This window comes from Flavisolibacter nicotianae (assembly GCF_003628535.1).
In the GTDB taxonomy this organism is placed as follows: Bacteria; Bacteroidota; Bacteroidia; order Chitinophagales; family Chitinophagaceae; genus Flavisolibacter; species Flavisolibacter nicotianae.
The window spans coordinates 211,176-230,779 of the sequence record NZ_RBCI01000014.1 but is presented as its reverse complement, the minus strand read 5'-3'; the positions used below and the strand labels follow the sequence as shown (position 1 = coordinate 230,779).

The 19,604-nt window shown below is 46.2% G+C and carries 24 protein-coding genes and 1 pseudogene; 17 read left to right on the top strand and 8 right to left on the bottom strand.

All coding sequences use genetic code 11. From position 1 onward, the window contains the following. Positions 1-157: 157 nt before the first annotated feature. Entirely contained in the window at positions 158-361 is a 204-nt protein-coding gene (locus tag D6024_RS27650) for an Hsp20/alpha crystallin family protein (protein ID WP_121357277.1), read from the bottom strand. After that, complete coding sequence (locus D6024_RS23605; RefSeq protein ID WP_121357276.1) at positions 336-557, bottom strand: Hsp20/alpha crystallin family protein; 222 nt, start codon at positions 555-557, stop codon at positions 336-338. Before D6024_RS23605 ends, D6024_RS27650 begins: the two co-directional genes overlap by 26 nt. Before the next feature lie 271 nt (positions 558-828). Between D6024_RS23605 and D6024_RS23600 the strand changes: the two genes are divergently transcribed. The 4 genes from D6024_RS23600 to D6024_RS23590 all read left to right on the top strand — a co-directional run bounded on the left by D6024_RS23600 (position 829) and on the right by D6024_RS23590 (position 2,493). Continuing rightward, positions 829-1,353: a YciE/YciF ferroxidase family protein gene (locus D6024_RS23600; protein WP_121357275.1), complete on the top strand. Its 525-nt coding sequence runs from the start codon at positions 829-831 to the stop codon at positions 1,351-1,353. 8 nt (positions 1,354-1,361) lie between these two features. Next, positions 1,362-1,586, top strand: a complete 225-nt coding sequence (locus D6024_RS23595; protein ID WP_121357274.1) for a YidH family protein — start codon at positions 1,362-1,364, stop codon at positions 1,584-1,586. Between the two features lie 207 nt (positions 1,587-1,793). After that, positions 1,794-1,943: a hypothetical protein gene (locus D6024_RS27360; RefSeq protein ID WP_240410136.1), complete on the top strand. Its 150-nt coding sequence runs from the start codon at positions 1,794-1,796 to the stop codon at positions 1,941-1,943. A 91-nt stretch (positions 1,944-2,034) separates the two neighbouring features. After that, on the top strand, positions 2,035-2,493 hold the full coding sequence (locus D6024_RS23590; protein WP_240410135.1) for a protein-L-isoaspartate O-methyltransferase family protein: 459 nt from the start codon (positions 2,035-2,037) through the stop codon (positions 2,491-2,493). Between the two features lie 224 nt (positions 2,494-2,717). Here the strand turns inward: D6024_RS23590 and D6024_RS23585 are convergent, their stop codons facing one another. Further along, positions 2,718-3,269, bottom strand: coding sequence for a response regulator (locus tag D6024_RS23585; protein WP_121357273.1), 552 nt, complete (start codon positions 3,267-3,269; stop codon positions 2,718-2,720). Between the two features lie 634 nt (positions 3,270-3,903). On the opposite strand from D6024_RS23585, the gene D6024_RS26915 reads away from it, so the two are divergent. Beyond that, on the top strand, positions 3,904-4,116 hold the full coding sequence (locus D6024_RS26915) for a hypothetical protein (protein ID WP_162944983.1): 213 nt from the start codon (positions 3,904-3,906) through the stop codon (positions 4,114-4,116). Between the two features lie 479 nt (positions 4,117-4,595). On the opposite strand, the gene D6024_RS23575 is transcribed toward D6024_RS26915, so the two are convergent. Both D6024_RS23575 and D6024_RS23570 read right to left on the bottom strand, forming a co-directional pair. Beyond that, entirely contained in the window at positions 4,596-5,045 is a 450-nt protein-coding gene (locus D6024_RS23575; protein WP_162944982.1) for a recombinase family protein, read from the bottom strand. 76 nt (positions 5,046-5,121) lie between these two features. Next, positions 5,122-5,298: a hypothetical protein gene (locus tag D6024_RS23570; RefSeq protein WP_162944981.1), complete on the bottom strand. Its 177-nt coding sequence runs from the start codon at positions 5,296-5,298 to the stop codon at positions 5,122-5,124. Positions 5,299-5,479: 181 nt separating this feature from the next. Here D6024_RS23570 and D6024_RS23565 point away from each other — a divergent pair, with 181 nt between their 5' ends. The 5 genes from D6024_RS23565 (at position 5,480) to D6024_RS23545 (ending at position 9,307) form a co-directional block, all read left to right on the top strand. Further along, positions 5,480-6,313: a DUF1259 domain-containing protein gene (locus D6024_RS23565; protein ID WP_240410134.1), complete on the top strand. Its 834-nt coding sequence runs from the start codon at positions 5,480-5,482 to the stop codon at positions 6,311-6,313. 1 nt (position 6,314) lies between these two features. Beyond that, positions 6,315-7,316 carry a YncE family protein gene (locus D6024_RS23560; protein WP_121357268.1) on the top strand — a complete coding sequence of 334 codons (1,002 nt, stop codon included), beginning with the start codon at positions 6,315-6,317 and terminating at the stop codon, positions 7,314-7,316. A 3-nt stretch (positions 7,317-7,319) separates the two neighbouring features. Further along, on the top strand, positions 7,320-8,174 hold the full coding sequence (locus tag D6024_RS23555; protein WP_121357267.1) for a chromate resistance protein ChrB domain-containing protein: 855 nt from the start codon (positions 7,320-7,322) through the stop codon (positions 8,172-8,174). A gap of 215 nt (positions 8,175-8,389) precedes the next feature. Then, positions 8,390-8,821, top strand: coding sequence for a hypothetical protein (locus D6024_RS23550; RefSeq protein WP_205573356.1), 432 nt, complete (start codon positions 8,390-8,392; stop codon positions 8,819-8,821). A gap of 30 nt (positions 8,822-8,851) precedes the next feature. Further along, positions 8,852-9,307 (top strand): chromate resistance protein ChrB domain-containing protein, encoded by a 456-nt coding sequence (locus D6024_RS23545; protein ID WP_121357266.1) that lies wholly within the window; start codon positions 8,852-8,854, stop codon positions 9,305-9,307. A 103-nt stretch (positions 9,308-9,410) separates the two neighbouring features. Here D6024_RS23545 and D6024_RS23540 read toward each other — a convergent pair. From D6024_RS23540 to D6024_RS23530, 3 genes and pseudogenes are all read right to left on the bottom strand, one after another. Beyond that, positions 9,411-9,734, bottom strand: a pseudogene (locus D6024_RS23540) (integrase core domain-containing protein); the annotation flags it as partial. A gap of 369 nt (positions 9,735-10,103) precedes the next feature. After that, complete coding sequence (locus tag D6024_RS23535; protein ID WP_121357265.1) at positions 10,104-10,712, bottom strand: response regulator; 609 nt, start codon at positions 10,710-10,712, stop codon at positions 10,104-10,106. Then, a complete protein-coding gene (locus D6024_RS23530) occupies positions 10,678-12,525 on the bottom strand; it encodes a sensor histidine kinase (protein WP_162944980.1) in 1,848 nt (615 codons plus the stop codon). The genes D6024_RS23535 and D6024_RS23530 overlap by 35 nt, the downstream gene beginning before the upstream one ends. A gap of 470 nt (positions 12,526-12,995) precedes the next feature. Between D6024_RS23530 and D6024_RS23520 the strand changes: the two genes are divergently transcribed. The 7 genes from D6024_RS23520 (at position 12,996) to D6024_RS23490 (ending at position 19,079) form a co-directional block, all read left to right on the top strand. Beyond that, a complete protein-coding gene (locus D6024_RS23520; protein WP_162944979.1) occupies positions 12,996-13,205 on the top strand; it encodes a hypothetical protein in 210 nt (69 codons plus the stop codon). A gap of 60 nt (positions 13,206-13,265) precedes the next feature. Next, positions 13,266-13,694 (top strand): hypothetical protein, encoded by a 429-nt coding sequence (locus D6024_RS23515; protein WP_121357261.1) that lies wholly within the window; start codon positions 13,266-13,268, stop codon positions 13,692-13,694. A gap of 147 nt (positions 13,695-13,841) precedes the next feature. Then, the gene (locus D6024_RS23510) at positions 13,842-14,846 is read left to right on the top strand and encodes a hypothetical protein (protein ID WP_121357260.1); all 1,005 of its coding nucleotides are present in this window, start codon (positions 13,842-13,844) and stop codon (positions 14,844-14,846) included. 25 nt (positions 14,847-14,871) lie between these two features. Continuing rightward, positions 14,872-15,159 carry a hypothetical protein gene (locus tag D6024_RS23505; protein ID WP_162944978.1) on the top strand — a complete coding sequence of 96 codons (288 nt, stop codon included), beginning with the start codon at positions 14,872-14,874 and terminating at the stop codon, positions 15,157-15,159. A gap of 326 nt (positions 15,160-15,485) precedes the next feature. Further along, a complete protein-coding gene (locus D6024_RS23500; RefSeq protein WP_121357258.1) occupies positions 15,486-16,982 on the top strand; it encodes a trypsin-like peptidase domain-containing protein in 1,497 nt (498 codons plus the stop codon). Positions 16,983-17,079: 97 nt separating this feature from the next. Continuing rightward, positions 17,080-17,757, top strand: coding sequence for a response regulator transcription factor (locus D6024_RS23495; protein ID WP_121357309.1), 678 nt, complete (start codon positions 17,080-17,082; stop codon positions 17,755-17,757). A gap of 56 nt (positions 17,758-17,813) precedes the next feature. Next, positions 17,814-19,079: a PorY family sensor histidine kinase gene (locus tag D6024_RS23490; RefSeq protein WP_121357257.1), complete on the top strand. Its 1,266-nt coding sequence runs from the start codon at positions 17,814-17,816 to the stop codon at positions 19,077-19,079. Positions 19,080-19,604: the final 525 nt, after the last annotated feature.

Below are 19,604 nucleotides of genomic sequence, written 5' to 3'. Positions count from 1 at the left end.
TGGCTTCAAACAGGACGGAGGCCGGCAGGACCACCAAAACCAACGCACAAACACGAGAATGGTACCAACAATGAAAAGCAAAATGTTCGTTGCAATTTTGATAGGGGTCCTTTTTCCATTGAGCCTGTTTTTAATGGGTCATGAATAGGGTTTTTACTCAATGTTGATCTGCCTGACAGCTTTTTAGCTTCTGCTCTGTTTCCGGAATGGTGATTTTCAACACGCCATCCCCGAACTTTGTGTTGATGGATTCCGCCTGCGCATTCTCGGGTAGCTGGAAGGAGCGGGTAAAGGAACTATTGCTGTATTCTCGCGGACTGTAGTATTTTTCATTTTCACCTTTCCTGTTTGGTTTCGGCACTGATGGTCAGAAGGTCGTCATCCATATTGATCTGGAAATCATCATTCTTGAAACCAAGGGCCACCACATCAACAATGTAGCATTTCTTGTCTTCACAGTTGTTTACCGCTGGTAATTGGGAGTTTCTCACCGTGGTTTCTGAAGAAATCCAGGTTGAAAAAATCCCGCCACTGTGACGTCTAGTGATGTCTGCCATCTCAGAAGAGAAAGGGTTGACGGAACGGCCGAAAAACTATACCATTTCGGATGTTGGGTTTGTTTAAAAACAGTGATGATAACATTGGCTTCTATGGTAGAGTGTTGCTTCTATAGTTGCAAGCGGCAAAAAATAAAAGAAACATCACGATGAGGTATTTCATCTCTGTTGTTTACATCCAACGAACCAAAAACCAAGCCTTCAAAGACCTTCTGCTGCGGCTGTTAGAAACTGTCTGGCACCATTCTTTCGGCCTCTTTGAAAAAATCTTATGGAAACACAGTTTTCAACAACCCTTCAGGACTCCAAACTAAAGGAATTCTTCCTGGAGCAATTGCGGGACATCTATTGGGTGGAGAAAAAGCTGGTCAAGAAGTTGCCAAAGCTTCAGGCAGCCGCTACCACAAAACAGTTAAAAGATGCGTTGGGTAATCACATGGGGCAGACAAGAACCCACGTTGAGCGCCTGGGGCAGGTGTTTGCCCTGCTTGGCGAAGAAGCTGATGGCAAGAAATGTCCTGCCATGGCCGGCATTTTAGATGAGAGCGAAGACATCATTGATGAAACAGATGACGGCAGTGCACAACGGGATGTGGGCATCATCTTCGCTGCCCAAAAAGCGGAGCATTATGAAATAGCCACCTATGGTGGCCTGGCGCAACTGGCCAAAACACTGGGGCTCATGGAAGCCAAGGAATTGTTGGGGCAAACCCTGGAAGAAGAAAAAGGAGCCGACTTCCTGCTTACGCAGATTGCAGAGAGCGGCATCAACTACCAGGCGGGTAAAGAACAATAAGCATAACCATGAGAGGAAACACCATTATTGGAATTGCCTTACTACTTTTCGGCTTTGCCATGATTGTTACCGGCGGGTTCAGCTTTCAGCAAAAGAAAAAGGTGCTGGATACCGGCACGATTGACATCTCTACCAAAGAAACCAAGACAGTCACCTGGCCGCCGGTAGTGGGTGGGCTTGTCATTGCCGGGGGCATTGTGCTTTTGCTCATGGGTGGAAAAAGCAGAAAATAAATTCATTCTGGCACAAAGTCTGTGACTTACAAAAGAGACAAATGTGAATAGAGTTTTTTTACAGGTGCCTCACCTCGGTGAGATGGAGAATGGACCTGTACAACCTGCGCCGGCTGCTGCCGGTGACGGGAAATGAAGATGGCCTTTCCGGTTTGGAGGGCCATCTTTACTTTTTGAAACGCATCTTGATTTTTTAAATGAACCCTTATGCGACCGACAATTGACACACCACAACATCTGGAGCGCAGACTACGGCTGGTGGACGAAATCCGGGCAAAGCGCATCGATGATGCAAATGTGTTGGGCGCCGTTGCCAATGGTCCCCCATCACTTCTTTATGCACAGCCAGCAGGATGACATGGCCTATATGGACAAGGCATTTCCCATCGGCCACGGTCAAACCATCTAGCAACCTTACAGGGTCGCCGACCAAACAGCGCTCTAGCAAGTGCAGCCGCTTGACAAAGTGTTGGAGATTGGTACGGGAAGTGCCTATCAGGCAGCCCTGCTGGCAGAGATGGGCGCGGATGTATTTACCATCGAACGCCAAAAGAAGCTCTTTGACCGCTGCCAGCATTTTGAGTATTTGCAACGTTATCCCATTCTCCAGTTCTTTTATGGCGATGGCTATGAGGGTTTGCCCCGCTATGCACCCTTTGACAAAATTGTCCTGACCGCAGCCGCACCCCAGATTTCACAAGTATTGGTTCGGCAGTTAAAGACAGGCGGCATGATGGTTTTGCCCTTTGGTGAGCACGGTGAATCACAGCGGATGATTCGCCTGATCAAACTTGCTGGCGGTGAAGTAAATGAGGAACGGTTTGGCGCCTTTTCCTTTGTCTCCATGCTGGAGGGCAGGAAAAAGGCGTTCGGTTTCCTTAGAGGGAATAACGATAGCGATAATTGATTTTGGCATAGCACTTTCTCTACCTAACAAGGATGCTATACAAGACAAAAAGTTAAACGAAAGGAAGGATGGTGATACTGATTTCGACAAAATGTACGGGAGAATACCGGCATAATTCAATGTTTACAGGGTGTAATCATTGAATTGTTGGTAAAACTGTTTATCGGAGTTTGTAACTTTTTTACCAGCTTTTTATTTGAATACCTACAGCACTTTAGCAAAAATCAGTTTGCCTGCCGAGCCAAATAATCTGTTATTTGCCACCTGGTATCACCTTGAAGGGAGCGAAAAATCAGCCTCGTCAGCAATCCAAGATTTTGAACAAAGTTTTCCCTTGCTTGCTTTACACTGCTATATTCAAGGTTTGTTTTACTGATGCAAGCGTTCACATCTTCATAAATTTTTTCCGCAAATTCTTTGTATTCCAGAAACGTATCGGGCTTTGTGTAATAGGCGCAAGCGCCCAGTTCTTTGCAGCGTTTCGCATAGGGTTTTAAAGGAGCTGTGGTAAGGATGATGACCGGAATCTGAGCGAACGCACGGTTGGTCTTTATATCCAGGATTACTTCATAACCATTTCTGCCAGGCATATTCAAATCAGAGAGGATGACATCGGGTAGATAAGTGTTGGATGAATTGAGGAGTTCCAGCAGATCGTTCCCGTTTTCAGCTTCACCGATGACCTCATAGAGACCACTTTGAACAAATCCTTCCTTCATGAACAAACGTTCGTCTGCATTGTCTTCAACAAGGAGCACCTTTATTTTTGTTGGCATTCGTAAGGTTTTTGGCGTTTCTAAATCAACTACCATTCCCAGACAAAGCCTACCGGAAAATTGTACCAATTTTACGTGCACTCCGGAAACGAATAGCCATGACTGGAATGATGACAACTATTCGGTCCATGCAGCTGAAGCCAAGACATTTCCGGTCACCAGTGGTTAGATGCCGATTCGGATATAGCCAAGATCAGTCATGTTGTCGATCGTGTTTGTAAGTCTTATCGGAGATAGCGTTGCCTGTGGAAATACGGACTGTCGTTGACAGGGTTTAACTTATTAACCAAATCCGTTTCTATGAACGCAAAAGCTCTTTCAGATGAATCTTCACCGCTTCCGCTATCGATTAAAATACCTCCTGCATCGGGCAGAAGCCCTTTGGGCAATAAGGTTTAAAAAGGCGAAAAATAGCAACGACTTGGCTGTTCCTTAACCGATAAACAGATCCGTTTGGTGCGGCCTCTGTCTTTACAGGGGCGTCTTTGTTTTTCAAAGAAATCACATAAACATGCTATTCTCCACCTTTCAGCGGCGCCATAGATTTGTTTCGTTGCCAGCAGATTCAGCACCATCAGGCAAATGGGCTGTTTACCGTTGCAACGATCATATTTAACTTTAACCTATTTACTCCGTGATTCCACGTTCGCTGTACTTTTCTTCCATTGAAGAAACCTGCCGTTTTTTAAAGGCGGCAAAACTCCCTGACTTTCTCTTGCTATGCAAGCAGCGCATCCTGATTGCCCGCTTTTCCGAGTCCGAACTTTGTTTGGCACGTGATGAATATGGGGCAGCTCCTGTTCAAACTCCGGAAACCTCCCATCTGATTCATCTCTGCTTTAATTAATCCATTGTTTGAGTGCAGCTTCAGCTTTCCAATTGTCTTCACTCTTTTGCGAACAAAATCAAGTGGACTTCCTTCAGTGCAGCGGTGAAGAAACGAAACTTGCACCGAAACCAATACTCGTTCCTCTCTGCCCGTTTCGAGTCCCATTAGCGATTTCACCGGTAATATTGAACCTCAGGCCCCCATGTTTTGCGTCGTTGGTCCGTTTTGGGAACAGGTTCCGAAATAATTAGCTTTCTGTCGAAGCAAATTGAAATGATCAATAGGGCCACGAACTTTAGTAACGTTTGACAGATCGTGTAGTGCTTGAATTTGCCAGGTAAGTGCGGTTGAAAAGCGGGGAGAGGTCGCTTGGGTACTCCATAACACACTCTTGACGAAACAAACGGTCTACGATGATCGATCAGCAAATAAATGCACCCATTTGACAAATTTTGAAAGAGGAATACTTTAGTGGAAGTGTATGCGCCGGCGAAATTTCATCTACGCGTACACTTTTTGCTCCTGGCAAGCCCAGCCCCTACACGCTCAAAGAGCCTGATTTTCTCCAGACGTGCCAACGTGCTCAAAAGCGCAAGGATGACATCTTTGAAGCTCCCAGACGACTCGATGTACTGTTCCGTATAACTTCTATAGTTGATCCCGTAGCTCTCCAGTTGTTCCATGTATCGGATGGTGGCCCTGGTACCTTCACGGCTCCACCGATCCAAGGACCAGAACAGCGCCAGATCGAACCACCGCTTCGCAGCGTCCTCAAACAAACGCTTGAACGCTGGCCGCTCCGCGGTGCCGCCCGACACTTCATCCCTGTATTCATCGTGGATCTGGTAACCCATACGTTGGCAGTACTCCCTAAGGACCTCCCGCTGGTTGTCTGCGTCCTGACCTTTTCCTGTTGTTGATACCCTGATATAGATGGCGACTTTCATGTGTGGTGGTTCTAGTGTGGTCGAAAAACCCTGTTCTTTTTGTGGCCTGAAACCCACTACTGGCGCGGGGTCATTTTCAAAAAAAGCGTGGCCACAACAGAGATGTTTTTCTTCCACCGAAAGTCGGTGCGGTGGATAGTTTCAAAACACGATCCTTGCGCTGGGGTAAGGACTTATTCAGCTGGTCAAGCTCGGTCATGATCCCATCTGTTTCCACCAGTGCATCGATGACTTTTGGATAGTGAATGAGCACAACTATCTTAAATTTGAAAGCAAACACTTGTATAATGAAGTTTATACATCGCTTCACTAATCCATTTGTCATATTGCCGCTGGCGGTTGTTCTGATCACCTCTCTAGCCGCTAAGGCACAGCAAAACCATAAAGCTGGACCAATTGGAAGGGTCCTTGATACAGCAGTTATTACCCGTGTAATGGATTTGAAGGGCACCGCAAACAACGGTGCGTACAAGATCATCGTTCCCCAAAACGATTTGAACATTGAAGTAGATAGCTTTAAAATCATCCCAGCGATGGGCCTTGGAACCTGGGTGGCCTTCACACCTGTTTCAGCGGGTGCAATGGTGATGGGAGACCTGGTACTTTCAGAAACGGATCTAAAACCCGTGCAACAGGAAGTCATCCGTCAGGGCCTTACCATTACCGCTATCCACAACCATTTTGTCCGTAACCATCCCAACGTCATGTATATGCACATCGGCGGCTCAGGGCCAACAGAACAAATGGCGCAAAAAGCCAAAGCTGTTCTGGACAAAATAAAGGAAGTCCGTGGAGGCGATCCGTCAAAAGGTACCGCATCGAATGGAACGGTAGAAAACACCCTCGACACAAAACGGCTGGACGAGATCCTCGGTTACAAAGCTGATATGAGCAAAGGGGTGTACAAATACACCATCGGACGCCCCGACGTTAAACTCACCGAACACGGCGCACCCGTAACCACCTTTCTGGGCTTCAATACCTGGGCGGCCTTCCAAGGCACACCCGATCATGCAGCGGTGGCGGGAGACTTCACCATGCTGGAGGATGAAGTGGCTGGTGTGATCAAAGCACTGGTGGAAAATGGGATTGAAGTGGTGGCCGTGCACAACCACATGGTGCACGAACAACCCAGGATCTTCTTTCTACATTATTGGGGTGTCGGTAGTGCGGAAACACTGGCCAAAGGTCTCAAAGCGGCACTGGACCAGACAGGCAAAAACAAACCGTCCACGGGAACTCACAATATGCAAATGAACAATCATTGAGATGCGGCAACACTACAAATACAGCTTCCTGGTGCTGGTTACATGCTGTTTGTTCTCCAGTTGCCAGAGCCAGCCTGTCATGGGAACGGAACACCTACAATTGCTCAAAGAAGTGTCTCTCCCCGATGTAAAAGGACGCCTGGACCACATGGACGTGAACCTGAAAGACCAGGTGGTATACATGGCCGCATTGGGCAACAATACGCTGGAGGTAATCCACTTGCCATCAGGGAAGGCACTCCATTCCATCACGGGCCTTGACGAACCCCAGGGTGTCGGGTACATTCCGCAGCATCAGGAAATTTTTGTTGCCAACGGTGGCAGCGGTGCCTGTTACTTCTACGATGCCCGAACATTTGAAAAGAAAGCAACCGTCAAGCTATCGTCCGACGCAGACGATGTTCGTTACGATAGCCTGGAACGGAAGATCTACGTTGGGTACGGAGCGGGAGGTATTGCAGTCATTGACGCCGACTCCCACCAGCAAGTGGCAGACATCAAACTTCCTGCACACCCAGAAGGTTTTCAACTGGACAAGGCGCTACATTCTCTTTATGTGAACCTTCCAGATGATCACAGCGTTGGTGTAGTAGATCTCAAAGCCATGAAGCTGGTGAAACGGTGGAGCAACAACGATTTATCATCCAACTTCCCGATGGCCAGTGACACCAGCGGCCACCGCATCTTTGTCGGTTACCGTAGGCCAGCAAAGATGGAGATCATTAACACGCAAAGCGGGAACCCTATGGGTACCGTGGACATCGTTGGTGACACAGATGACCTGTATTACGATCCCCAGAGCCACCGTGTTTACATCAGCGGCGGGAACGGTACCGTTAACATCTTTCAGGAAGAAGGACACAAGTTCATCAAAATTGCGAATGTTGCCACCCGAAGTGGTGCCAGAACCTCTTTACTCATTCCCATGCTACACCTCTATGTTGTCGGTGTACGGGCTGCATCGGGTAAAGAGACCGAGCTTTTAGTGTATCAAACAAAATAGAACATGAAGTGGATCACCAGAGAGCGCCCCAAAATTGACCGCATCGCTTGTCCCTGGCTGATCCTACGGTTCATTGATAAGGAGGCGGAAATCATCTACGTTCCGCACGATCAGGTGAAAGCCAAAGCCGAAGAGTGGGGAGCCGTGCCCTTCGATGTACCTGATGTGGAGTTCACCCACTACAAAGACCTGTGCACCTTCGACTACTTCATTGAAAAATACAAGATCACCGATCCTGCCGTGCACACCCTCGCGGTCATTGTCCGTGGTGCCGATACCGACAGACATGATCTGGCCCCGCAAGTAGCTGGGTTATGGGCCATTTCAGCGGGGCTTTCGCACAACACACCCAACGATCAGGAATTGCTTCAAAAAGGCATGATGCTTTATGATGCCCTGTACAGTTGGGCTAAGCATCTGCAAAAGGAACGGCACACGCAGAACCCCGTTGAACACTTGCTGCTGGATGTGTTCCACCAGTTCCTACAGCAGAAATCAAAAGGTAAAAAGATCCCCGCCTGGGCCAAAGAACTCAAAGACATGATCCAGGATCAGATCGACACCAACCTGACTTTAAAAGAGATCTCCAAAGACCTCGACATTCACCCCGCTTACCTCTCGCGGGAGTTTTCCAAATACTTTGACAACTTATCATTCGGAGAATACATCCGTAAGCGCCGCATTGAAAAGGCCCTGGAGCTTCTGCAAACCACCACGTATTCCCTGACCGAGATCGCCTATCTCACGGGCTTTTCCGACCAAAGCCATTTTACCCGAACCTTTAAGCAACAGCAAGGGGAAAGCCCGTCCGCCTACCGAAAAACGTTGCAAAAAGGTAAAGGTGGTACAAATGGTTAATCCTGTTCTATTCTCAGCAGCATGTTCCAGGTAGATTGCGGTCAAATAACAGACCAGACAAAATGATTATACTGAAACACAGAGGATCTTACACCCTTGGCATCGCTACATTACCGAACATCATCAGAACCCGTGTAAAGCTCCTGCTTTTCCCGATGGCGGCATCGGTTTTTGCGTGCCCGTCCCTTAACGCACAGGCCCAATCCCCAGCACCCGTGTTCCCCAGAATTGTTGGCTATGTTGGGATCGTGCACCCGCTGGTTACCTTCTCCGAAACGGGTACCACCAAGAACTTCGAGCACTCCTACACGGTGGGAATGCCGCTGGGGATCAACATCTGGAAAAGTCCCAAGGTTGGTTTTTCACTGGAGATCGTTCCCTTTGTAAAAGCAGAAAACAACGCCAGCAAAACCAATAATCTGTTGATCCACCCTGGTGTTTTGTGGGCCTTGGGACACGGGTTGACGTTTGCTGGACGGGCCGCATTTGAAACAGCAGGGCGGTATGGCTTTACACCTGTATTGAACAAGGTGATCGTGAAGAACACAAACACCAGCTACTTCGTGGCCGTTCCGCTGCCCGTGCGTTTTGGCAACAACCAGCCCACGTCGGCAACTGTGGGCATCCAATTCGGAATTGCTTTTTGATTTATCCTGAAACAACCAAATTGTTTTGATATGAAATGGATCACCCGCGAACGCCCCAAGATTGATCGGATCGCTTGTCCGTGGCTCATCAAACGCTTTGTCGATCCTGACGCGGAATTTATCTATGTGCCGAAAGACAAGGTGTTTTCTGAAGCGGAGAAACGGGGGGCGATCCCCTACGACATCCCAGGTGCGGAATACTCCCACTATGGGGAGCAATGCACCTTCGACTACATTGTTAAAAGACACCAGTTGTCCGATCCTGCACTCCATCAACTGGCTACCATCGTGCGGGGTGCTGACACAGACCGCTTTGACCTGGCCCCGCAAGCGGCGGGTTTATGGGCCATCTCCGCTGGCCTTTCCCACAATTACACTGATGACCACCAGCAACTGGCGATAGGGCTAAAGATCTACGATGCACTTTACAGCTGGGCCAAATATGTACAAGATGAAAAACACACCTGGACTCCAAGTTTACAGTGAAATGCAACCCCCAAAGGAAGCGGTTACCGTTCAAACCTACTCCCTGTACCAACTGGTGCTATACTTCCTAAAGCTGTGTAAGTACCCCTTTTCACAGACAGTTTTAGGTCAGAGTAGTTTCATTATTAACTACCTTGTTTTTCCATTCTTCAGGGGTATGGTTATTTAGTGCTTCATGGGGCCCTCTGCAGTTGTGTTCGTCCATCCACTCGGCCGTTAGTTGTTTCACCTGGTACAGATCAAAGTACAGATAGACATCAACAACTGCTTCTCGATACACTCTGTTTAAACGTTCAATGTATCCGTTTTGCATCGATTTTCCTGGTTGGATATATTGAATTGTAATTCCGTTTTCTCTTGCCCTGCAAGGGATTGACTGATTTTGAAACTTACTCTGTGGCTCCTGAGGGACTCGAATCATTTCGGGTAAGTGGTTATTTATCAGCTTATTACACTTGCAAAAAAGAAAAAGGTGACGCCAGGGTGAACTACCCTCGTTTTGCGTCGTTTTGGGTCGTTTTGAGAACTCTTTCAAACATAAACAGCTTTCGTTTTCAAGAATTCTTTTGTTTTCATCATCATCCCGAAATGACACCTACGACAGATCGTAGGTCGAAGCTCTCGATTTTGCCATTGGTGCCGAGTTGGATAGGAGAGCAGCACTAAATTGGGTGTTCAATCCCTTGCCAGGCAAGGGTTAAAAGTGAAAAAGCTCCTGTTTTGCAGGAAGAGTGATTACAATAGCTGGATTTTTAATTTTTGAAGGAGGCGTCCACTCTTTTTCGTTCATGTGCCATTACGTTCGCAGCAACTCGGCCAGGTTGCGAGCCCCCATTTTTTTCATGATATTTTTTCTATGAGTTTTAATGGTCAGCTCACTGAGGTACAGGCGGGCGGCAATTTCCTTATTGCTATGCCCGGCCCTGATCAATTGCAGGATTTCTTTTTCCCGGGAGCTTAATTTTAGCTGTTTCGGAAAATGATCGTTGGTATGGTGGTTGAAAGATTCAATGTTCGGGTCAAAATATTTCTCTCCGTTCTTCACTTCATCCAATGCATCCAAGATCACCTGGCTACCGGAGTTTTTGAGAATATAGCCGTCAATTTCTTCGTTCCTTGTTTCCACGCCTATATCAGCAGGCATATACATAGTAATAAGAATAATGCGGGTGGCCGGCCATGCCCTTTTTATTTTCTTCACTAGTTCCAGGCCGTTCGTGTTGGGCATGTTTACATCCAGCAGTGCTATGTGCGGCTCCGCAGCGGCAATCTTTCTTAAAACCTCATCGCCGGTTACCGCTGTGGCAACAACTTCGTAATTAGAATGAGCTTGGAGGATGTTTAGAAAACCTTCAATAAACACGGGATGATCATCGGCGATTAAGAGTCGGATCGGTACTTGCATCGGGTAAGGTGAAAAATTCAATCGATATTTGGGTGCCTTTGTTTAGCGAAGACCTGATGTCAAGTCTTCCGTTCACGAAGTTAACCAATTGACGGATTTGGGTAAAACCCAGCCCTTCTTTTACCAAGCTGGTGTCAAATCCGCGTCCGTTATCCTCTGCAAAAATGGAGACAACCTCTTCCTCCAGCACCACCTGCACAATGGCTTCCGATGCATTTGCATGTTTGATAATGTTCTGAATTAATTCCTGCGCGATATTATAAATGAGCAGCTCGTAACGAAACGATGTCTTCTGGCGGGAGCCGATCATTTCGAACTGAATGAACAGCTTCCTGTTTTTGTTGATGCTGTCCACATACTGTTGTAGTGCTTTGCCGATTCCTTTTTGTTGCAGCAGGATGGGGGACAGGCTGTGCGAAAAATGACGCACCTCGTTTGACACTTCATTGATGCCAAGCAGTGCTTCATTGATTTTATGGTCCTGCGAAAGGCCGGTCCCGTTTTCAAGCGTCAGTCGCAGGGCGCTTAACCGGGCGCCAACCGAGTCGTGCAGCAAACTGCTAAGCCGCTTTAGTTCCTTCTCCTGGTAATCGGTTACCGATTTAAAGATCTGATGTTCCTGGATCTGCGTTTTTCGCAGCAGCTTTTCCGATTGCTCTTTATAATGCTTAAAACGCAGCGAAAGGGAAAAGGCCAGGATGCAGATATCGGTCAGGAAGCCAAAGTTCAGCAGGTTGCGGGTGAACAGCGTATCGGGAAGTGTGCCTGAAATAAAAGCACCATAAAGGCCGCTGCTGATCCACAGCACCAGTGTGGTGGCAACCACTATGCGGGCCCATTTTATTTTTTTGCGCCAGGCCACAATAGCCAACACAAGGTTGGCCGCGCCAAATAGTGTGAGAATGGGCTGCATGGCCCGTTGCCAAACAATGATGCCGGCCGTGGACCGGCTGCCCGTAACAAGCAATACGGCAAGCAGGATCAAAAAGGTCACCATTACCCGCCGCATCCATTTATGAACAACCGGCAAGTTGGTTTTCAGTTCCATCAGCTCCAGGCAAAAGAAAACGTAAAGTACCGTCGCCAGCGAAATGGTCAGCGGCCGCATAAAATCGGCCGGCGCCGGATGGCGGGGGAACAAATGCATGAAAGCATAGCCGTAATCGGCCATGATGTACAACACGATCATCAGGATGTACAAGCCGTAGAACACAAATAGCTGTTCCCGCATTTGCCAGAACAAAAACAGGTTGAAGACAAACAAAAAAATACTCAGTCCGAAGATCAATCCGGCCAGCATGTTTTTGTCAGCGGTATATTCCATGAAGCCGTCCTCCGAAAAAAATTGAATGGGCACGGTTAGCTGTTCGAGCCGCTTGTCGGCCAGGATAAGGACGGCGCCTGTTGACAGGTGAAAATTAGCGGGAATCGGGAACACATAATCGGTATGATTTACGGCCCGGGAACGGAAGGGCAGGTGGTCGCCGGTGAGCGGGAAGGATTTCAGCAAGGTATCCTGCTGCAAAAAACCCACCTGCAAAAAGTTGATGTGCGGATTGCGGATGACGAGATAGGCCAGGCTGTCGTTGCTCTTTGAAAATGTAGTCACTTCCACCTTAATCCATACCATTTGGTTTTTGTAGCTGAAGGAAGCGTTGTTTTTTGCATAACCGGTAAAAAGAGAATGCACCTGGTTGTAGCGGGACAGGTCGTGCTGACCGGAGCCGTCTCTGAAAATCCAAATTCCAGTCTGTGGCAAAGGCACCGGCGTGTTGTTGTAAAACAAGGAGAGCTGCGCCGCAGCTTTTACCATAAAGAAGAAGACTGTGAAAAAGAGGAGAAGGACTTTCCGGTTCATAAATAAAACGAAGGACAGCAGCCTGATTCGAACGCTGAAACAAAAGGCGGCGATGGATTCACGCATTCGTTGCGCCGGACAACTTTCCTTCCCCATGTATGCCTTGTGTTCCTTATCGGCGGTTGTAACGGTTTGCAAGATAGGGAGGAGGGCAGTCATTTTCTATAGCCGCATAAAAATTTACTCCCTTTGGGGTATTGCGCTGCTTTTTACGGGCTTCTACATTTGCAGCGGATTTATTTCCGTACAATAAAAATTTTTATAAAGGAAAGCAACTCCCTTCTGTTATTTATTATTGACAGGATCAATGGGATTGAAACGAATACTATACGCCGGCTAAATTGGCTGGAATCTGCAATGGACAAGCATCCGGCTACCGTCTTTGCAGCGACACTGTCGAAAGAAAGACAATCCGTCTAATGAAAATGAAACAATTGAAACAACTGCTGTTCTTAGCTATCTGCTGCCTGGCTGCAGGCGTGTTGAAAGCCCAAACTATTTCCATCACTTCTTCTGCACAGGAATGTGTTCGATATATTGAATCGGCTACCAAGACTATTAAAGGAAAAGAAACTGCTGGTATTCGTACTATTGAAATAACCTTTTTCCCATTTACTCTTTGTCATGCTGCATGAGTGTTTACGTTATATATCCCATTTAACATAAATCAACCGTTAAAACAAACAATGAAAACTATGAAACTTCTGAGTTTATTTCTGATCGCTTTATTGCCCCTCCTGTCATTTAAATCCAAACCAGCTGATGAAGGTTATTATGCTTTTATCGTTGTAGATGGCGTATGGAAGGATCATACAGGTTACGCCAGCCGGATTATTTATTTTCCAGGTTACACAGAATGCAATAAATACAGGGACATTGATTTCTTTGCTGAAGCCAAAAGAAGCTTTAGTAGTCACCTGAAGGCGTATTATACAGAAGCTTTTCCTTATGGTGAAAACAATAACTTTCAAATGATTGACCGTAAAAAGTTCAGTACTTATGACCAGTTGAAATCAAAAGCCCATGCCGAACAGCGCCTGACGGAATGGATAGCTGAACAAAAAGAAAAGGGATATAATGTGGTAACTACCAATTTTGGATTTAGCTGTGAAAACCTGAAGTAAATCGTTTTTACAGTATGGTTTTACTTATTTAAACCAATCCTTTCCCATGCGATTCAACTGCAAAAACTTTAGAACATTCTGCAGCCGGTTGCTACTCGGTAATATTATACTCTGTGAATAAAACGTACTCTTCAAAAAAATACCAAAATGAAAAAGCTTTCTTATATTTTTTCTTTCTTTCTTCTATGCACCATAGCTGTCAGGGCACAACAAATAACCGCCACTTCTACGGCCGAGGATTGTGTCAATTTTATAAATCAAATGGCTCAGACGGGTAATGCAAGTGCTAAAAAACATGATTTTATCCGTTCGGCTTCCTTTACAGGTGGAACATTTGTTGAAACACAGGATTGGAAATATTCTATTAATAAAGAAACTTTTTCCAACATCAACTGGGCAGACTTTGAAAAGGTGAGTATTATAAAGCCTAAAGCTGTTGATGAAGATATCATGGTTTTCTTTTCCTTTAAAACAAATCAAGTAACCCGCGAATCCTTCGGCATTGATAAGGAAACAAACTTGGTGAAAGATAGAGAAAATGAAATTGGTAAGGACCTTTACTTTAACATTTCATCTTCCGAAGAAGGTAAAATAAAAGACTTGGAAATTGCTGCTAATAGGCTAAAGCAGATCGTAATAGCAAAAGGAAACCTTTTTAAAACAGCTGTTATCACCAGCAGTAAAATAAAAAACATTGAAGGAAAGCCTTCCTTCCAGGAAACTACGAATTACATCAATGCCTTCTTAAAAGACGGGAAAAGTAATGACTTGTTCTGCAATCTCGTGAAATACAAAAGCCGCTCTGCCACAGTTGGTGAACACATCAATGGTCATGTTTATTTGATCAGCAGTTATGTATGGGATGTAAATAAATCGTACTCAACTTCCAGCGAAGCGAAAAGCTACAAAATTGATCTTTCAAATGTTGAAGAAATAAAAATTGTTACTGGAGAAGGTTTTAGGGGTGGTTGCCTTCAGGTAGGACTTTGGTTTGTAGAAAAGGGAAAATCAGCTACTCCGGTTATGCATTTGCCTTTGTGGAATACAGCCTTCGATAGTTTTAATGCCTCACAATATAAAGAGGAGAAAATTTACAAAGCTTTCGAGCACTTGCGTAAACTCTGTGGCGCACCGGATCCTATTTCGTTTTAAAGTTTTTAGATCTCTATAATTGACGATGAAAAAAATATTGTTTTTTTTGGTTGCCACCTGCCTGGCTGCACCAGCGATAAAGGCTCAAACACCCCAAAAGTCTACTACAGCCAGTAAAATAAAAAACATTGAGGGCAAGCCCACTTATGAAGAAACGGTAGCCTATATAAAGTCATATTTCGATAATAGTTTCTTCAGGGATGGAAAGGATATGGTACAAACGATATTTAGAGTGGCCAGTAATAAAGTATCGCCTTTTTTCAAAATACCAGCTGAAGCGCGGTTTTGCGCTTCAACCTACGATATATCGTAGGTTTCCCTTCTTGATTCTGCCAAAGGTGAAATGGTGAAGAGGGGAGTGGACGGCCGAATCCGGTACTCAACAACTTGCCGGGGTAAGATGAAGTATGAAAAAGGAACCGTAACCATCTTCCGGTAACTGCCAGCCCTGCCAGTAAATTTTGTCTTCGAGGTTAAAACCTCCGGTGCCTTAGATCCCTCATACCAAGGCGATGGATAGGTACGCATTTTATAAAGGCACATTCAGAAACCAGCGTTTAACAACCTCTTTACAGAAATCTTCAGAACTGCTACAGAACTGCATGGTAAGATTGCATTGTAAACAAAAGGATCATAACCATGACAATAAAACAATCATTTGCAACGGTAGCAGTTGCCGCCGCCACTTCCCTTGGAAGTCTGTGGGGCTTCAGCCAGTACCAGCAAAATCATTTGCCCGGCTTAGACAGTAGCCAAAAGGCTTCTCTATTCAAAAATGCGAGCTATACAGCAACAGCCGACCCTGCGATAGACTTTGAAAAAGCGGCTAAGAGAGCAGTACCGGCAGTAGTACACATTAAAACCCTGACAAAAGCCAGGCAAGCCGGTGCGCCAGACCTGCAAAACAATCCGTTCAAGGATTTCTTTGGCGATGATCTTAACGACATGTTTGGAGGCCAGGGAAATATGCAGGCCCAGCCCAGGCGTGCTTCCGGCTCTGGTGTGATCATCAGTGCCGATGGTTACATCGTTACCAATAACCACGTGGTAGATGGCGCCGATGAATTATCTATTACCCTGAGCAATAACAAGTCCTACAAGGGAAAAGTAGTGGGCAAAGACCCAAGCAGTGACCTGGCGATTGTAAAAATCGAAGCCACCAACCTTCCTTACCTGAACTTTGCCAACTCGGACAATGTACATTTGGGACAGTCGGTATTGGCCGTTGGCTATCCACTGAACTTAGATGTGACGGTAACCTCAGGAATCGTTAGTGCGAAGTCCAGGAGTATCGGTATCAATAGCCAGAACAGCAAGACCCCTTTAGAGGCGTTTATTCAAACGGACGCTGCAATCAACCCTGGTAACAGCGGTGGCGCCCTGGTAAATGCGGATGGGGACCTGATTGGCATCAACAGTGCCATTGCTTCACCTACCGGCTCCTATGCCGGCTACGGATACGCCATTCCTTCCAATATGGTCAATAAAATTGCTACGGATATCGTTAAGTACGGCAGTACAAAAAGAGCTTACCTCGGTGTTATGTTTGGCAACGATCAAATGAGCGATGAAGACCGCCAAAAGTATGATGTGAAGGAGGGTGAAGGTGTGTTTGTAATGGAGGTGGCTCAAAACAGTGCCGCTGCCGCTGCAGGCATTCAGAAAGGTGACTTCATTACCAAAATAAACGGCACATCCGTTACCAGTGGTACACAGATCATTGAAAAGATTGCGACTATGCGTCCCGGTGATAAAGTGAGCATTGGTTTCCAGCGCAATGGTGCCGAGAAAACAGCCACTACTACCCTGAAAGGTGAATCCGGAGTGTATGCCAGCCTGAAGGAGCAAGCCTTAGAAAGCCTGGGTGCCACATTTGAAGCCGTACCCAAGGCACAAGCCGCCCAACTGGGCATTGGTGGTGGCGTGACTGTAAAGTCGCTGGTGCCAGGTGCCCTGACGGAACAGACACGTATCAAAGAAGGTTTTATAATTACAAAAATCAATGACCAAAAAATTACAACTGTAGACGAACTGAGGCTGGCCCTGCAAAAAGCCGGCAGCAGTGCGATCATGAGCGGGATTTACCCAAACAATCCCCAGCGGGAATATCAATATGCATTGAATGACCTTCAGTAACAAACTCATTTTCATATTGATTTCAGTTATAAAAGCCCCATCCTTGCGGTGGGGCATTTTTATGCACCGGTTTTTTGAAAGGGGTACTTTTATGTCCATGAAACTTTTGATTATTGAAGACGAACCGGCCTTGCGGGAGTCCATGCAGACCTACCTGGAACAACAGGGGTTTGTTTGTGAAGCTGTGTCTGAGTTCAGAGCCGGTCTGCAAAAGGTACGGCAATACAATTATGATTGCGTGATCATTGACATCAACCTGCCATATGGCAGTGGACTGGACATCGTGAAAGAGTTAAAAGCTATAGAAGCAAAAGCAGGTATTATTATCACCTCTGCCCGCACCTCGCTGGAGGATAAACTTGCCGGCCTGGAACTGGGATCGGATGATTACCTCACCAAGCCCTTTCATCTCTCGGAGCTTAGTGCCCGTATACAGGCCATTATCCGGCGGCGCAACTTTAGCGGCAGCAAAGCCATCTCCTTTCATGAAATCCGGCTGGAGCCCGATGCACAAAGAGTAAGTGTTCATAATAAGGGGTTAGACCTGACCGAAAAAGAATACCGCCTGCTGGAATATTTTATTGCCAACCAGAGGCGGGTCTTAACGAAAGCCGCTATTGCCACCCACGTTTGGGGAGATGAATATGAACAGGTAAGCAATTATGATTTTATCTATACGCACATAAAAAATTTGCGCAAGAAATTGATCGATGCAGGCGCTGCGGACTACATCAAAACGGTTCACGGAGTGGGTTACCGGTTTACGGACAACTAAAAGCTGAAATGCATAAAAGCCACCTGGACTCTTGCAGGAAAACAAAAAAATAGGGCATGCGATTACTGACAAAAACAACGCTGTATTTCCTACTGGCCATGGTTCCCCTTTTGGTGGCTGCCGGCTATCTCCTGTTCCGGCTGTACAGTACGCAAATCAATGAGCAGGCGGACAAGGAGCTGGTGTATGAAGAAGCACAATGGTTGCAGTATCTGGAAACGGCAACGGCCGATGGCACCAATTTCATTCTGAGGTCACCCGACCTGCTCATATACCCGACACAGGATCCACCCACCGCCTACCCGGAGTTGTCCAACACCAGCGGCACCAAGGCCAGAGCCAGTGTGCAGATCCCGTACCGGCAGCTGGCACATGTGGTGAACGTCAACGGCATCACGTACCAGATTGTCATCCGTAAATCCCAGGAACAAAAACTGGCCCTGGTGACGAACATCACCTCCATCCTGTTGCTGGTCTTTGCCGGATTATTTGGAGCCACCCTTCTGTTCAATTGGGTTATCAACAAACGTATCTGGAGGCCATTCCAGGCATCCCTCCAAAAGGTGCGCCACCTGGAACTGCAGAAAATAGAAGGTATTCGCTTTGAAGAAACCAACATTAAAGAGTTCAATGAGCTGAATGCCACACTGAATACCATGGTGCAAAAAATTCAGAGTGACTACCTGAATATGAAAGAGTTTACAGAGAATATAGCTCATGAAATGCAGACTCCTCTTGCTGTTGCCCTTTCCAAGCTCGAACTCTTGTTGCAGGACAGGAACCTGAATGACGCCCAGCTAGGCACGATTGCCCAGGCGACGGAGGCTTTAAGCCGGTTAAGCAAACTGAATCAATCGTTATTATTACTGGCAAAAATTGAAAACCACCAGTTTGAAGGCACTGAAACGATCAGCCTGGCAGCTACCACTCAAAAATATTTGCGCCTTTTTGATGAAATGATTAAAGACAAAAAACTATCCGTGGAAATGCATGTTGAAAGTGACTTTACCGCTATGCTGCATCTCTTCCTGGCGGATTCACTGGTAAGCAACTTATTGGGCAATGCCATCAAATACAATTTCAATGGTGGAAAAATAAATATTCGGATTAATAACAAGGAGTATTGCCTCAGCAACACCAGCAATCTTCTTGCCATTGATGCACAGGACCTTTTTCAGCGGTTCCATGCCTCCCAAATTGGCACGGATCCTTCCACCGGTTTAGGGTTAGCCATCGCAAAACGGATTGCCGACACATCGCATTTATCCATTTCCTACCAATACGACGATGGCTTCCATCGTTTTTGTATCAGGCACGTATAACAACTTACTGATAGGAAAACGGGCAACATAGTGATGATTGTTCTTAGATGTAAAAACCGCTGCTTTTCAATAGGGCCCATTCCAATCCATTACCCGTTGATATTTCTAACCTCACCAGTCGAAAAGTGGGGAACCTTACATTTTTCCTTTCACTAACCATTCTTGATGAACTACTTATACCTTGGATGAAGGTTTTCGAACCAATCTCCAATCCATTGAAAATTAATGAAATACAAGCAACGAAAAGCGGAGAATCCTTTTAAATTAGCAGCGCCCAAAACAGAAAAGTTAATTAACCATTGTCTCACATGTATTGAAATATCACAAATTAATGCATCTTTCCATCTTGAACTTCTACTCACTCTCTGTCAATCTAATTGGCTCATTTTTACCCTGACAGATAAATCCTCCCCAATAATTAGGGTATGGATATTTCTCCCTCAATGCATGACTTGCTTTTCTAAGCGCTTCAGGTTGCCGCGCAGAATAGTGTACATCCACCTTCGATAGATCGAAGGTCACATC